14 protein-coding genes are annotated in these 13,878 nt (G+C 61.1%); 5 read left to right on the top strand and 9 right to left on the bottom strand.

Features of this window, described 5'->3' with window-relative positions; genetic code table 11:
- Positions 1–267: 267 nt before the first annotated feature.
- Together IB249_RS09940 and IB249_RS09935 are read right to left on the bottom strand one after the other, a co-directional pair.
- Positions 268–1,266 (bottom strand): NADP-dependent oxidoreductase, encoded by a 999-nt coding sequence (locus tag IB249_RS09940; protein ID WP_192304056.1) that lies wholly within the window; start codon positions 1,264–1,266, stop codon positions 268–270.
- A 156-nt stretch (positions 1,267–1,422) separates the two neighbouring features.
- On the bottom strand, positions 1,423–2,211 hold the full coding sequence (locus tag IB249_RS09935) for an SDR family NAD(P)-dependent oxidoreductase (RefSeq protein WP_192304054.1): 789 nt from the start codon (positions 2,209–2,211) through the stop codon (positions 1,423–1,425).
- Positions 2,212–2,418: 207 nt separating this feature from the next.
- Here IB249_RS09935 and IB249_RS09930 point away from each other — a divergent pair, with 207 nt between their 5' ends.
- Both IB249_RS09930 and IB249_RS09925 read left to right on the top strand, forming a co-directional pair.
- Positions 2,419–3,006: a TetR/AcrR family transcriptional regulator gene (locus IB249_RS09930; RefSeq protein ID WP_192304052.1), complete on the top strand. Its 588-nt coding sequence runs from the start codon at positions 2,419–2,421 to the stop codon at positions 3,004–3,006.
- Between the two features lie 104 nt (positions 3,007–3,110).
- Positions 3,111–4,331 carry an MFS transporter gene (locus IB249_RS09925; RefSeq protein WP_192304050.1) on the top strand — a complete coding sequence of 407 codons (1,221 nt, stop codon included), beginning with the start codon at positions 3,111–3,113 and terminating at the stop codon, positions 4,329–4,331.
- A 71-nt stretch (positions 4,332–4,402) separates the two neighbouring features.
- On the opposite strand, the gene IB249_RS09920 is transcribed toward IB249_RS09925, so the two are convergent.
- The 4 genes from IB249_RS09920 to msrA all read right to left on the bottom strand — a co-directional run bounded on the left by IB249_RS09920 (position 4,403) and on the right by msrA (position 7,153).
- Positions 4,403–4,651 (bottom strand): hypothetical protein, encoded by a 249-nt coding sequence (locus IB249_RS09920; RefSeq protein ID WP_192304048.1) that lies wholly within the window; start codon positions 4,649–4,651, stop codon positions 4,403–4,405.
- A 151-nt stretch (positions 4,652–4,802) separates the two neighbouring features.
- Positions 4,803–5,786, bottom strand: coding sequence for a quinone oxidoreductase family protein (locus tag IB249_RS09915; protein ID WP_192304046.1), 984 nt, complete (start codon positions 5,784–5,786; stop codon positions 4,803–4,805).
- Positions 5,787–5,839: 53 nt separating this feature from the next.
- Positions 5,840–6,406, bottom strand: a complete 567-nt coding sequence (locus IB249_RS09910) for a TetR/AcrR family transcriptional regulator (protein ID WP_192304044.1) — start codon at positions 6,404–6,406, stop codon at positions 5,840–5,842.
- A gap of 240 nt (positions 6,407–6,646) precedes the next feature.
- Positions 6,647–7,153: a peptide-methionine (S)-S-oxide reductase MsrA gene (msrA, locus tag IB249_RS09905; protein ID WP_192304042.1), complete on the bottom strand. Its 507-nt coding sequence runs from the start codon at positions 7,151–7,153 to the stop codon at positions 6,647–6,649.
- Positions 7,154–7,290: 137 nt separating this feature from the next.
- On the opposite strand from msrA, the gene IB249_RS09900 reads away from it, so the two are divergent.
- The 3 genes from IB249_RS09900 to IB249_RS09890 all read left to right on the top strand — a co-directional run bounded on the left by IB249_RS09900 (position 7,291) and on the right by IB249_RS09890 (position 8,989).
- A complete protein-coding gene (locus IB249_RS09900) occupies positions 7,291–7,593 on the top strand; it encodes an ArsR/SmtB family transcription factor (RefSeq protein WP_192304040.1) in 303 nt (100 codons plus the stop codon).
- 64 nt (positions 7,594–7,657) lie between these two features.
- Complete coding sequence (locus IB249_RS09895; RefSeq protein ID WP_192304038.1) at positions 7,658–8,632, top strand: zinc-dependent alcohol dehydrogenase family protein; 975 nt, start codon at positions 7,658–7,660, stop codon at positions 8,630–8,632.
- Positions 8,633–8,674: 42 nt separating this feature from the next.
- Positions 8,675–8,989, top strand: coding sequence for an antibiotic biosynthesis monooxygenase family protein (locus IB249_RS09890; RefSeq protein WP_192304036.1), 315 nt, complete (start codon positions 8,675–8,677; stop codon positions 8,987–8,989).
- 59 nt (positions 8,990–9,048) lie between these two features.
- On the opposite strand, the gene IB249_RS09885 is transcribed toward IB249_RS09890, so the two are convergent.
- From IB249_RS09885 to IB249_RS09875, 3 genes are read right to left on the bottom strand one after another with little or no spacing between them, the layout of a single operon-like run.
- Entirely contained in the window at positions 9,049–10,635 is a 1,587-nt protein-coding gene (locus IB249_RS09885) for an aldehyde dehydrogenase (NADP(+)) (protein ID WP_192304034.1), read from the bottom strand.
- Between the two features lie 17 nt (positions 10,636–10,652).
- Positions 10,653–11,870 carry a fumarylacetoacetate hydrolase family protein gene (locus IB249_RS09880; protein ID WP_192304032.1) on the bottom strand — a complete coding sequence of 406 codons (1,218 nt, stop codon included), beginning with the start codon at positions 11,868–11,870 and terminating at the stop codon, positions 10,653–10,655.
- Between the two features lie 28 nt (positions 11,871–11,898).
- Entirely contained in the window at positions 11,899–13,683 is a 1,785-nt protein-coding gene (locus IB249_RS09875; RefSeq protein WP_192304030.1) for an IlvD/Edd family dehydratase, read from the bottom strand.
- Between the last annotated feature and the right edge of the window lie 195 nt (positions 13,684–13,878).

The following is a 13,878-nucleotide window of genomic DNA, read 5'->3' as shown; positions in this document are numbered from 1 at the left end:
CGGAAGGTGATACCGAGAGAGATCATGACGCCTGAACCGTTTTTTAAACGCTGTCCGAGCGTTCATCCATGTGAGACACGGCGCCGTTCATAAATGTTCAACTATCCCGAGTCTGCATTGCATCGCAGTGGCATGAGGCGTCAGGGGCGAGACTTCCGATTGCATCTGCTTCTGTGTCTGCACGTTGACCGGGCGCTCTTGCGGTTCAGGTGCCGGCGTCTGTCGATCGGCCGCATTTACGTTATCGACTGACATGTTCACGGGCGCTTACTTGATTGTGATGGACACTTTGCCTTTTGATCTGCCCTGCTCGACATACCTCAACGCATCGGCTGTCGATTCAAACGGGAAGGTACGGTCGATGACCGGTTTGATGGCGCCTGCGTCGATGAGCGCGGTGATTTCCTGCAACTGTGCGCCATTGGCGCGCATGAACAAAAAGGTGTAGCGCACACCGCGCTTGCGTGCCTTGCTTCGAATCCGGCGGCTGAGCAGGCGCATGACGGCTCGCAGCCACCAGGGCAAGCCCTGTTCCTGGGCGAATTGCGCGGTCGGCGGGCCGGAAATGGAAATGAGCTGGCCGCCAGGCTTGAGCACCTCGATCGACTTCTCCAGGACATCGTTGCCGAGGCTGTTCAACACCACGTCATAATCGTGCAGTTCTCGCTCGAAATGCTGCTGTGTGTAATCGATGACCACATCCGCGCCGAGTGTTTTCATCCACTGGACATTCGCCGTGCTGGTGGTGGTCGCCACATAGGCGCCGAGATGTTTGGCAAGCTGGACAGCCAGCGTCCCGACGCCGCCGGAGCCGGCGTGAATCAACACCTTCTGGCCTTTTTTCAGCCGAGCGGTCTCAACCAGCACTTGCCAGGCCGTCAGGGCGGCCAAAGGGATGCAGGCGGCTTCGGCCATGTCCAGATGGGTGGGTTTGAGCGCGAGTGCGTTTTCGTTCACGGCGATCAGTTCGGCAAAGGTCCCGATACGGTCCTCGGGAGGGCGCGCATAGACTTCGTCGCCGGGCTTGAATCGTTTCACCGCCGAGCCCGTGCGCACCACGACGCCCGCCAGGTCATTGCCCAGAACCAAGGGAAAGGAGTAGGGCAGGATCAGTTTGAACTCACCCGTTCTGATCTTCGAATCCAATGGGTTCACGCTGGTGGCGTGCACCTGGACCAGGACGTCATGGGCACCGACCGCCGGGTCAGGCACTTCGCCAATCGTCCCGTTCTGCTTGCCGTAGTGGTCGATAAAAAATGCCTTCATGGTTCGGGTGCTCGAGTCAGTGGGAATGAAGAAACCGGGGCAGGGCCCCGACAGCTTAGTGCTGTCGGGGCGCCAAGGCTGCCAAGCGTCGAGAAACGCCTGCGCCTTGGCGTCAACCTCCGCGTCGGCATCGTTACTGCGCGCAGAGTGAAAGCGTCACGACTTGGTTTGGTAGCGTTGTGCAACAACGGACTGCTTGAGCTGCGACAGCAGGCCCTGACGCGCGGTTTGCAGAACGTCCCAGCGTTCGGCTTCCTGCAGGGGCGGAATGGTCACCGGCTCGCGACGGTCGAAGCCCACCAGGGCGGCATTGACCAGATCCCCCACTTCCATGATCTCGTTCAGGGTATTGATGTCGATACCGGCACGGTCCCAGATTTCCGTGCGGGTGGCTGCGGGCAGCACGGCCTGCACATAAACGCCCTGGGGTGAAAGCTCCAGGCTGAGGCCTTGGGAAAGGAACAGCACGAACGCCTTGGTCGCGCCGTAGACCGACATGCCGAACTCCGGCGCCAGGCCGACGACCGAGCCGATGTTGATAATGGCGCCGTTGCCCGCTTTGGCCAGGCGTGGTGCGACAGCACTGGCCAGGCGGACCAGCGCCGTCGTGTTGAGGGCGACCAGGTGCGCGACGCTGTCAGTGCTTTGTTCGATGAACGTGCCCGACTGCGCGGCGCCCGCGTTATTGACCAGGATGCCGATGCTGGCGTCGTCACGCAGGCGCGCTTCGACCTTCACCAGATCGCTGAGTTGGGTCAAGTCCGCTTGAAGCACATCGATAGCGACGCTGTGTTCGCTACGCAACTTCGTGGCCAGTGTCTGCAGGCGAACATGGTCGCGCGCCACCAGGACCAGATCGTGCCCGCGTTGGGCGAAACGCTCGGCATATACCGCGCCGATGCCGGTGGAAGCGCCAGTGATGAGAACGGTAGGACGGTTGTTCATGGGGTTATCTCTTGCTCGGGAACAGTGATAGGGGTTGAGCGCGAAAACGCGGCGCTTGATCGGCCATACCGGTTGAGAAGCGGTGTTGGGAGTCAGGCCGCTTGTCATTAGGATGATGATCGAAATCTAAACTGTCAACGAATATGATTATGATCGACATCTATGTATCATTGACCCAGGATTTTGAGCACACACGAGGTGATGCACGTGAGAGTTAGCAAAGCTCAGGCCCAGGCCAATCGGGAACACATCGTCGAAACGGCCTCAACGGTGTTTCGTGAGCAAGGTTTTGACGGCATAGGCGTGGCGGATCTTATGGCGGCTGCGGGATTCACCCATGGAGGTTTCTACAAGCACTTCGGTTCGAAGGCTGACCTGATGGTCGAGGCGTGTGCCGGCAGCCTTTCCCGGTCGCTGGCCGGTGCCGAAGCGATTGATGTCCAGGCGTTCATCGACGCCTACGTGTCGAGGGAACACCGCGACGGCCGTGGCAGCGGCTGCACGATGGCGGCCTTGTGCGGCGACGCGGCGCGCCAGTCCGATCACCTGAAGGCGACGTTCGCCGAAGGCATAGAGCGCACGTTGCAAACACTGGGGGACAAGTACCCGTCGGGACCCGATGCGCCGCCGGGAGAGGGTAGAAAGAAGATGATGGAAATACTGGCCCAGGCTGTCGGTGCGATCATGTTGTCGCGGGCGTGTCCGGATGATTCTGCGCTGGCCGATGAAATACTTGAGGTCTGCCATGCTCGAATGAAGGCATCATTGCCTGCCCGGCCCCCGGTTGAATCATAGAAGGGCCGCAGGGATGTCTCGCAACGCCTGATGGCCAGGGTGCGTCATTCCTGAAATTGGCCCGATTGCATTCGACGCGACCCGCTTATCGACAGGAAGTCACCATGCGCAAGGATTACCTGGCTTTTTTCATTTCGCTGTTTCTGTCCAGGCTGGCCGATCAGATCCTGCTGTTCATTGTGCCGCTGGTGGTGTTTCAGACCACCAGCAGTGCGTCCTGGGCCGGGCTGGCATTTTTCGTCGAATCGTTGCCGCGCTTTCTTGCATTTCCGGTGTGCGGAGCCTTGTGCGACAAGTTCTCGCCCATCCGGATTCTGCACATCAGCCAGGTTTACCGGGCACTTCTCTGTGGGCTGGCGGTGGCGCTGTACGTTCTCTTCGGCGGTATCGCCTGGCTGGTGGCGCTCTCGGCGCTGTGCGGGGTGCTGACCACCCAGGGCATCATGGCCCGGGAAGTGCTGATGCCGCACATCTTCCAGCACTACAGCTACACCAGGACCTTGTCGTACTCACAGATCGCCGACCAGACCGGGTTGGTCCTCGGGCCACTGGCAGCGGCACTCCTGCTGGAGGTCTGGGCCTGGCATTGGGTGGTGCTGTGGATCGCGGGGCTGTTTCTGCTCGCGGACCTGGCCATGCGGGTGTGGCAACGCTTCAGTCGTATCACCCTGGAGGTGTTCGAGCAGCATCGGGACATCTGGTTGCAGCCCCTGCGCATTGCCTTCGGGCATATTCGTGAACTACCGGAACTGAAAAAGATCATCATTCTGGCCGTGGGCGTCAACCTGATCGTCGGGGTCACCCTGGCCACCTCGGCGGCGATGGTGATCGGTCAGTTCAGCGCCTCCAAGGACGTCTACGCCGGGCTGCAGGCCGCCGGTGCGGTGATCACCATCATGATTTTGTTCTTCCTCGCCCGGGTGGTGCTGCCCCTGCGGGTACTGGGTGGCGTCGCCTATCCGATGATCGCCGCCGGCGCGTTCATCTGTGCGCTGAGCCCGAACATGGGCGCTTATGTGGCGGGTTTCCTGTTGATCGTCGGCTTCGACAAGATGTTCAACGTCTACATGCGCAGCATCCGCCAGCGGGTGATCGCGCCCCGGGATTTTGGCAAGACCGTTGGCGTGATCACCTTGCTCAACAACCTGTCGCAACCCCTGGCCGGCTTGCTGGTGGCGCTGCTGGCCGCACCGCTGGGGGCGCAACGGGTGATTCTGCTCCTGGCCGTGCTGACCACGGTGCTGGGGGCGGTGGCCGTGTGCACGTTCGGCAAGGCAGCCAAATGGCGGCCTTGGAAAAACACCAGACTTCGAAACGTCCGCTGAACGAGTCAGCCAATCTGTTGCATCGACCGCATGATGCTGCCAGGGCGTAAAGCCCTGGCAGACAGCAGAGGTCACTTTTTCTTTTTCGCCGGCTTGTCTGCTTTTTCTGATTTCTTGGCCTTTTCTGGCTTGCTATCAGCTTTTTTTGCAGACTTCTTGGGTTCGGCATCTTTTTTCTTGTCTTTCTTTTCGGAAGATTTGGAAAGAGCCGATGCCGCGGCTGCTTTCTTGGTCGGTGATGATTTTTTGTCTTTCAATTCCTTGCTGGCTTTTGAAGACTCGCCTTTGCTTTTCTTCTCGTCTTTAGCCACGTTGACCACCTCTCGGAGTGTGCCGGTATTGACACAGTGCCTGTGGGATTATCCACACGCTGATCTTTAGGCGAGCGCGTTCCGAAGCGGTTCAAATATTTTGAGGGGCCGAGATGGCGTCTGGGTGGTTTACCAATGGAAATGCCTCGATAGCCCGTACTCAGTCGTCCAGCCGCGACGGAATCAACAACAATTTGCCTGTCGTGTTTCTGCTTTCCATATCGGCGTGAGCGTTTGCCGCTTGCGCCAAGGGATACTCTGCGCCGATCCGGACATTGAGTTTGCCGGTCGAAATCAGCTCGAAGAGTCTGGCTGCTCGGGAGCGCAGCAGTTGCGGAGTCCGAACATGGTGCATGAAGGCCGCGTAACCGATCTTGATACTCTTGGGCAGGCTCATGATGTCCAACGGTGCCGGCGCGCCCAGTACCGGGCCGTACCAGCAGAACGTGCCTGATATCCGCAGCGAATCGAGCGAACCCTGAAAGGTCTTCGGGCCGGAGCCGTCATAGACCACATGGACGCCTTCGCCGTCGGTAAGGCGCAGCACCTCTTCAGCGAAGTTCCCTTGCGAATCCACGATCACATGGTCCGCTCCCGCTTGCCTGGCAACCGCGATCTTGTCAGCGGAAGAGACGCGCCCAATGACCTGTCCTCCCCTGAGCTTGATCATTTGCGTCAGCAGCAGCCCCAGGCCGCCCGCCGCGGCGTGAACCAACGCAATGTCACCGGGTTGAACAGGGTAGAAGTCGGTCGCGAAGTGGCTGGCCGTCAGCCCTTGCATCATTACGGCAGCGGCGGTGCGGTCATCGATGTCGTCGGGCACCGGCACCAGAGCGGATGCGCTGATGACGATCTGCTCGGCATAGCTGCCGGGGGCGTACACCCAGGCGACGCGTTGTCCGGTCGAGAGGCCCTCGACCCCTTCACCCACTGCGAGTACCCGGCCGGCGCCTTCCACCCCGAGGAGCCTGGGGCAGGGCATGTCGTGCCAGAGAGTGCCCTGCCTGGCACCGATGTCCATGAAGTTGACGCCTGCTGCGGCCACCGCAACGAGTGCCTGGCCCTCACCTAGTACGGGTGTTGGAAGGTCAACGTATTTGATGACTTCGCAGCCACCCGGTTGGGTCATGACAATGGCTTTCATGTTTTGAACCTCGTTATTGAACGATCATTCCAGAATTAGGCAAAAAAAGGGGCTCATTTCAGAGCCTTGATAGCGAGGCGAGCCAAGGCGCGCAATTCGGCCGGTTCCGCGCCGCCCCGCGCCGCGAGGCGAATCGCGGCCACGTTGGCCAATACAAACGCGACGGCATGATCCGGATCGAGGTCGGCCGCCAGATCGCCGGCCTCTTTCGCTTCGCCGATGCAATTCAACAATGCCGTACGCAACGCCCGGCCAGCAGCTTTGCGGATCTTGATCAGTTCTTCCTGCTGATCGCCGAACTCGTTGATGGAACTGACGCCCAGACACGGTCGCCGGGCTTGTTCCACCACACGTTCGAGCATCCGCTCCAGGCCTTCGAGAGCGCTGGGGCTGCCTTCAAGCCTGGCGACATGCTCAGCCGTTTCAGCGGCGCCATATTTTTCCAGGGCCGAGCAGTACAACGGCCACTTTCCACCAAATGTGTCGTAGAGGCTTTGTTTGCCGATGCGCATGGCGGTGGTCAGCATTTGTGCCGAGGTACCGGCGAAACCATGCTCGCGAAATACTTCGACCGCTGCGTCGAGGGCTACATCAATGTCGAATTCTTTAGGTCTGGCCATTTGCGGATCATAAAAATATTGGAATGATCGGTCAATAACTGGATCAAGTTTTCTTTTCAGGCTTCACACAGGCTTGAAGCTGCCACGCGTATCGTTCAGCGCAAAGACCACCGCTGTCGGTTTCTCAGCCCCGCCGACAGCAAAGGCCGAGAAGGGGGAAAAGCAGCCTGCCAAGAGGCTGCTTTCGGGCACAAGCACTCACCTCAACGCCGCACCCGCGTGAAGCGGGGCGCCCGAGACTCAGGCGCGCTTGGGCAGTTTCCAGTTCGGGCGGATGAAGTGGCAGGTGTAGCCATTCGGGATGCGCTCCAGGTAATCCTGGTGTTCCGGCTCCGCTTCCCAGAACGGTCCGGCCGGTTCGATTTCGGTGACCACGCGACCCGGCCACAGCTTGGACGCATCGACGTCGGCAGCGGTGTCCTCGGCGATATCACGTTGCGCTTCGCTGAGGTAGTAGATCGCCGAACGATAACTCGGGCCGAGGTCGTTGCCCTGGCGGTTGGGCGTGCTCGGGTCGTGGATCTGGAAAAAGAACTCGAGGATCTGCCGGTAGCTGATCACGGCAGGGTCGAAGACGATCTCGATGGCTTCGGCGTGGTTGCCATGGTTGCGATACGTGGCATTCGGCACATCGCCGCCGGTGTAGCCGACTCGCGTGTGCAGCACGCCGGGGTAACGCCGCAGCAGATCCTGCATGCCCCAGAAGCAGCCGCCAGCGAGAATGGCAGTTTCGGTGTGTGCGGTCATGGTCTGTCGTTCCTCTGGGGACGGTGGGTGTGATCATTGTTATGAGGGCGCGCGGGTCAATTCCAAGTTTTCCTGCAAACAGAATTCAATAACGGTGCTCGTATTGACATATCGAAAAATCTCGATATCCTAGGCGCATGGAACTACTCGAAGTATTCAAAGCCCTCTCGAACCCTACACGCCTTCAAATCCTGAAAGGCTTGAAGGACCCCGTTAAGAACTTCCCTCCGCAGGATGAAGGTGACGTTCTCACGGTGGGCGTCTGCGTCAGCAGTATTCAGGAAGGTATCGGGCTCTCGCAGTCCACGGTGTCCGGTTATCTTGCAACGCTGCAACGAGTGGGCCTGGTCGAAGTCAGGCGCATCGGGCAATGGACCTACTACAAGCGCAATGAAGCAACCATCAGTGCACTGGCCGAGATCATAGGGAAAGATCTGTAAATTTTTTTGCTCTAGTATATCGAAATATCTCGATATCCCTTTTTGTCGATACGAGGATTTTTCAATGAAAGCGATGATGCTCAAATCATTTGGCGGTCCGGATTCGTTCGAACTCTGCGACGTGCCCAAACCCGTGCCGGGTGCCGGGCAAGTCCTGGTGCGGGTCCATGCGACCTCCATCAACCCCTTGGATTATCAGGTAAGACGCGGCGATTACGCCGAGCTGGTGCCACTGCCGGCCATTACCGGACACGACGTATCGGGTGTAGTCGAAGCCGTCGGGCCGGGTGTGAAGAGCTTCGTCCCGGGGGATGAGGTCTGGTACACGCCGCAAATCTTCGACGGGCCAGGCAGTTATGCCGAGTACCACGTGGCAGACGAAAGCATTATCGGGAAGAAGCCGCCGTCACTGAGCCACCTGGAGGCGGCAAGTCTGACCCTGGTGGGCGGGACGGTGTGGGAAGCCCTGACCGTGCGTGCCGCGCTCAAAGTGGGGGAAAGCATCCTCATCCACGGCGGCGCGGGAGGCGTCGGTCATGTCGCAATCCAGTTGGCAAAAGCCATCGGGGCGCGGGTGTTCACGACCGTGCGCGAAGCGAACGCCGAGTTCGCACGCAGCCTGGGTGCCGATGTGCTCATCGACTACGAAAAGGAAGGTTACGTTGACGCCATCCTGCGGGAAACCGGCGGCCACGGCGTGGATGTGGTGTTCGACACCATCGGCGGCGACACGTTGTCGCGCAGCCCCGACGTGCTTGCTCAACTGGGCCGCGTGGTTTCGATTGTGGACATCGCAAAGCCGCAGAACCTTGTTCAGGCCTGGGGCAAGAACGCGAGTTATCACTTCGTGTTCACCCGGCAGAACCGCGGCAAGCTGGATGAGCTGAGCGCGTTGGTAGAGCGCGGCCAGCTGCGGCCCCACGTGGGCGCGGTCTATTCGCTTGCCGACCTTGCACTCGCCCATGCCCGGCTGGAGAGCCCCAACAACGGCCTTCAAGGAAAAATCGCGATTGCAGTCGAGCCGTCGCTCATCTCGTGAGTGCGGGTTTTCAACCGTTCAAGTCCTATCAGAGGAAACGCCATGATTTATGAGATTGCTCAGCTCCCCGTGCACAAGGAGCGCATTGAACAATTCAGACGTGCCTTCGCCGAGGTCGCACCGTTGCTCACCCGCGCAAAGGGGTACGGCGGTCACCTGCTCGCGCAAGGGATTGAAAGCCCCCAGCTATTCAACCTGATCGTGCGCTGGGCTTCACTGGAAGATCACACGCCGGGCTTCGAAGAGAGTGAAGACCACCGGCAGTTCATGATGGGCCTGGAGGCCTATTTTTCGGAAGAACCTAACGTCTACCATATCGAGGGGGGCGATTTTCCGGCTGGCGAACATCACGGCTGAAATCAAAACGGGCGCCCTGGCGCCCGTTTTCATTCATCTCTTCGTCTGGTCGCGTCGCCTCATTCACTCAGGCTTTCGTGGGTACTGACGCCGTCTACCAGGCGCAGAATCCCCAGCGGATTGGCGTTTTTCAAGGCGTCCGGGAGCAAGCGGTCAGGGTAGTTCTGGAAGCAGATCGGCCGCAGGAAACGGTTGATCGACAGCGTTCCCACCGACGAGCCTCGGGCATCCGAGGTGGCCGGGTAGGGGCCGCCATGCACCATCGCATCGCAGACTTCGACACCGGTCGGGTAGCCGTTAAGCAAGAGGCGACCGGCCTTCAGTTCCAGCAAGGGAATCAACTCGGCAAAGGCGTCCAGGTCCGCCGGTTCGGCAATCAAGGTCGCCGTCAGTTGTCCCTGCAGTCCTTGCAGCGCTTGCTGCAGGTGGTGCCGGTCATTGACCGCCACCACGACCACCACCGGGCCAAACACTTCGTGCTGCAGCAGTTCGTCACGGTTGATCAGCAGTTCGGGGTGCGCTTCGAACAACTGCGGATGAGCCTGACCACCGACTTGAGGATGTCCCGCCCGATGATGGATCTGCGGGTGATCCTGCAGGTGCGCCAGGCCGTCAGCGTAATTGCATAGGCCGCCGGCGTTGAGCATGGTGTGGGTCGGCTGCGCGTTGATCTGCCGGGCGAGCTCATCGAGGAACGCGTCGAACTCGGGTGAGCGTATGCCGATCACCATGCCCGGTTTGGTACAGAACTGCCCGGCCCCTTGAACCACCGAGGCGCAGAGCTCGGCCGCTACCTTTGCACCCCGGTTTTTCAGGGCCTGGGGCAGCACCAGCAGCGGATTGACACTCGACATTTCGGCGAACACCGGAATGGGTTCGGGTCGTGCCGCCGCCATGTCGCACAACGCCCGGCCTCCCTTGAGCGACCCGGTGAAGCCCACCGCCTTGATCGCCGGATGCTGCACCAGCCAGGCGCCGACCGTACCGCCGTAAATCATGTTGAAGACACCGGCCGGCATGTCCGTCTGTTCGGCGGCGCGAATGATTGCCAGGGCGACCCATTCGGCCGTGGCCATGTGGCCGGGGTGGGCCTTGAAGACCACGGGGCAACCCGCCGCCAGCGCAGCGGCGGTATCGCCACCGGCGGTGGAGAAGGCCAAGGGGAAATTGCTGGCGCCGAATACGGCGACCGGGCCGATCCCGATGTGGTACTGGCGCAGATCGGGGCGGGGCAGGGGTTGGCGATCGGGCAGGGCACGGTCGATGCGTGCACCGTAGAAATCACCCCGACGCAGCACCTTGGCAAACAGGCGCATCTGACCACTGGTGCGGGCGCGCTCCCCTTGAATGCGCCCGGCCGGCAACGCCGTTTCGCGGCAGACCGTCGCAATGAATTCGTCACCCAGGGCGTCGAGCTCATCGGCGATCGCGTCGAGAAAGGCCGCGCGTCGACTGGCCGGCAGGGTGCGGTAGGCCTGGTAGGCCGTTGCCGCCGCCTGGGCGGCAGCGTCCACTTCCTCTTGCGTGGCTTCACTGAAGAAACCCGGCAGTTCCTGACCCGTGTTGGCGTCGAAACTGTGCAGGCGCGACTGGCCCTTGGCGCTGCGCGCGCCATTGATGAAGTTGTGTCCGGTGTAGGCGTTCATGGGCATTCTCGTCTTGACTAGCGGGGCTTGATCGCGGCGGCCACCAGGCCACGGCCGTGCAAGTTGTCGAGCAGGGCGCGATAACCCATTTGCCAGGCCGGCGCGCGGTCACTGGTGGTCACCCGGTTGACCAGCGTACCGAGCTTGGCGCTGCTGATGGCGACCAGGTCACCCTCTTTATGGGTAAAGCCTCCGCCGGGCAGATCGCGGTCCTGCTTGGGGGCAAACAGGGTGCCGAGGAACAGCACGAAGCCATCCGGGTATTGATGGTTTTCGTTGAGTGTTTGCGCCACCAGGTCCAACGGATCGCGGCTGATCTGGTTCATGGAGCTGCTGCCGTCCATGATGAACCCTTCCTTGCCCACCACACGCAGTGCGACCTCCGCCGAGCGCACGTCCTCGATGCCGAAGGTTTCATCGAACAGCCGGATAAAGGGTCCGAGTGCGGTCGACGCGTTGTTGTCCTTGGCCTTGGACAGCAACAACGCGCTGCGCCCCTCGAAATCGCGCAGGTTGACGTCATTGCCCAGCGTCGCCCCCTGAACCTGGCCACGGCTGTTCACCGCCAGCACCACTTCCGGCTCGGGGTTGTTCCAGCTGGACTTCGGATGAATACCGATGTCCGCTCCGTAGCCCATCGCGGACAACGGCTGGGCCTTGGTGAATATCTCGGCATCCGGGCCGATGCCCACTTCGAGGTACTGCGACCACATGCCCTGGCTGATCAGCACCTCCTTGAGCGCGGCAGCCTGGGAGGAGCCCGGCACGATGTCGCCGAGGTCAGCGCCGATACTCTCGGTCAGGGTGGCGCGAATGCTGTCGGCCTTGGCCGGGTCGCCCTTGGCCTGCTCTTCGACCACGCGCTCGAGCATGCTGGTGGCGAAAGTCACCCCGGCGGCTTTCACCGCTTGCAGGTCGATCGGCGCCAACAGCCACGGCCGTGTGTCGTCGCGAACGGCCGCATCGCTGTTGATCAGCAGATCGTCAAAACCGATCAACGGCGCCTGCAACGGCAAGCTGCGCAGGTAAGCCACCGGATCATCCAGTTCGAGCAGTGCCGAAACAGTCGCTACCCGGGCACTGATGTCATGGACTTGCCCGTCCTTGAGCAGGACGACGGCGGGCCCTGCATGGGCACCGGGAATCCAGGCACGACTGATCCAGGTGCCTTGAGCGAGGTCTTGAGCCGGCACGTTCAACGCCGACAGGGTCGATACAGCGGAAGGTTGGGACATGGACAAAAACCTTTGCAAAAGTGGCGGATCAGTGGGAGTGACGTGGATTGCCGCTGCGCGCGATGACCCGCAGGTGCAGGGTCGCGGGCTCCAGGCAGCCACCGGTCGAGAGCTGGCCAACCTGCTGCCGGTAGATTTCCTGCCACGGCGTTTGCGACGCGGGAACGGTCGGTTTGAACGCGGCCTGGCGGCGGGCCATTTCGCTTTCATCCACCAGCAGATCGACCCGGCGCGCATTCAGATCGATGCGCAGACGATCATTGGTTTCCAGCAGGCCGATGCCTCCGCCCACCGCGGCCTCAGGGGACATGTTGAGGATCGACGGGCTGGCCGAAGTGCCGCTCTGGCGCCCGTCACCCAGGCAGGGCAGGGAGTCGATACCGCGTTTGATCAGCTCGGCAGGCGGGGCCATGTTGACCACCTCGGCGCTGCCCGGATAACCCACGGTGCCGCAGCCCCGGATGACCAGAATGCAGCGCTCGTCGATGTCCAGCGCAGGGTCGTTGATGCGCGCGTGATAATCCTCGGGTCCCTCGAACACGATGGCCCGGGCTTCGAAACTGTTTTCCGCGCCGGGTTCGGACAAATAGGTCTTACGGAAGGCTTCGCCGACCACCGACATCTTCATGATCGCGCTGTCGAAGAAGTTGCCGCTCAACACGATGAACCCGGCGCGTTGAATCAACGGATCTTCATACGCGTGGATGACATCCGGGTCGCTGGCGGCAGCGTTGCTGACGATCTCGCCAATGGTCTTGCCCGAGACGGTGGCGCAGGCTTCATGCAGCCGTCCGGCGTTCTTCAGCTCGTGCATCACCGCCGGCACGCCGCCGGCGCGGTGGAAGCCTTCACCGAGGTATTTGCCGGCGGGCATGCAGTTGACCAGCAGGGGCACGTCTTCGCCGATGCGTTGCCAGTCTTGCAGGCTGAGGTCGATGCCGGTGTGCCGTGCGATCGCGATCAGGTGCGGCGGGCAATTGGTCGAGGCCCCCAGCGCCGAGGCCACGGCGATGGCATTCTCGAAGGCTTCGCGGGTCATGATCTGCGACGGGCGAATGTCCTGGCGGACCATGTCGACGATGCGCTTGCCCGTGGCATAGGCCATCTGCCCGCGTTCACGATAGGCCGCCGGAATGCTCGCGCAGCCGGGCAGTGACATGCCCAGGGCTTCGGCCAGTGCGTTCATCGACAACGCGGTGCCCATGGTGTTGCAGTGACCGATCGAAGGCGAGGCCGCCGTGGTCATCTCCATGAAACCTTCGTAATCGATCTCACCGCTGGACAGCAGGTTGCGCGCATGCCACAGCACCGTGCCGGAGCCGATCAACTGGCCTTTGTGGTGACCGTCGAGCATCGGCCCGCCCGACAGCACAATCGCCGGTATATCCACCGTCGCCGCCGCCATGAGGCAGGCGGGCGTGGTCTTGTCGCAGCCCGTGGTCAGCACCACGCCATCGAGCGGGAAGCCATGAAGAATCTCCACCAGGCCCAGGTAAGCCAGGTTGCGGTCCAGTGCGGCAGTAGGGCGGCGGGTCTGTTCGGCCATCGGGTGCACGGGGAACTCCATCGGAATGCCCCCGGCATCGCGAATGCCCGCCTTGGTGCGCTGCGAGAGTTCGAGGTGATGGCGGTTGCACGGTGCCAGATCGCTGCCGGTTTGGGCGATGCCGATGATGGGCCGGCCCGACTGCAACTCCTCGCGCGTCATGCCGTAGTTCATGAAGCGTTCGACGTAGAGCGCAGTCATGTCGGCATGATCGGGATCGTCAAACCATTGTTGGCTGCGCAGGGGCCGAAGCGTGTTGTCAGGCATGGTTTTATCTCTTGTTAGAAGCGTATCGACGGAAAGTGAATCACCGCAGCGGGTGTTCGAATGATTTGATGTTACCGGTAACATTTTCTTTTTGTAAAGCGCCAATATCGTGCTTGAAGGCGCGTGGGGCTCCCTTGCAACGAGCAGAGGTAGGCCCGTCGGCGCCCATGTATAATCAGCGACCATCCGTGTTGG

This window comes from Pseudomonas sp. PDM04, assembly GCF_014851765.1.
Classification (GTDB): Bacteria; Pseudomonadota; Gammaproteobacteria; order Pseudomonadales; family Pseudomonadaceae; genus Aquipseudomonas.
Note: the sequence above shows the minus strand (reverse complement) of the source record. Positions and strands in the feature narration are given on the sequence as shown.

Excerpts from the sequence above, each read along its gene's own strand:
- IB249_RS09940 (WP_192304056.1), bottom strand. The coding sequence starts at position 1,266 with ATGAAGGCATTTTTTATCGACCACTACGGCAAGCAGAACGGGACGATT.
- IB249_RS09935 (WP_192304054.1), bottom strand. The coding sequence starts at position 2,211 with ATGAACAACCGTCCTACCGTTCTCATCACTGGCGCTTCCACCGGCATC.
- IB249_RS09925 (WP_192304050.1), top strand. The coding sequence starts at position 3,111 with ATGCGCAAGGATTACCTGGCTTTTTTCATTTCGCTGTTTCTGTCCAGG.
- IB249_RS09915 (WP_192304046.1), bottom strand. The coding sequence starts at position 5,786 with ATGAAAGCCATTGTCATGACCCAACCGGGTGGCTGCGAAGTCATCAAA.
- IB249_RS09910 (WP_192304044.1), bottom strand. The coding sequence starts at position 6,406 with ATGGCCAGACCTAAAGAATTCGACATTGATGTAGCCCTCGACGCAGCG.
- msrA (WP_192304042.1), bottom strand. The coding sequence starts at position 7,153 with ATGACCGCACACACCGAAACTGCCATTCTCGCTGGCGGCTGCTTCTGG.
- IB249_RS09900 (WP_192304040.1), top strand. The coding sequence starts at position 7,291 with ATGGAACTACTCGAAGTATTCAAAGCCCTCTCGAACCCTACACGCCTT.
- IB249_RS09895 (WP_192304038.1), top strand. The coding sequence starts at position 7,658 with ATGAAAGCGATGATGCTCAAATCATTTGGCGGTCCGGATTCGTTCGAA.
- IB249_RS09890 (WP_192304036.1), top strand. The coding sequence starts at position 8,675 with ATGATTTATGAGATTGCTCAGCTCCCCGTGCACAAGGAGCGCATTGAA.
- IB249_RS09885 (WP_192304034.1), bottom strand. The coding sequence starts at position 10,635 with ATGAACGCCTACACCGGACACAACTTCATCAATGGCGCGCGCAGCGCC.
- IB249_RS09880 (WP_192304032.1), bottom strand. The coding sequence starts at position 11,870 with ATGTCCCAACCTTCCGCTGTATCGACCCTGTCGGCGTTGAACGTGCCG.
- IB249_RS09875 (WP_192304030.1), bottom strand. The coding sequence starts at position 13,683 with ATGCCTGACAACACGCTTCGGCCCCTGCGCAGCCAACAATGGTTTGAC.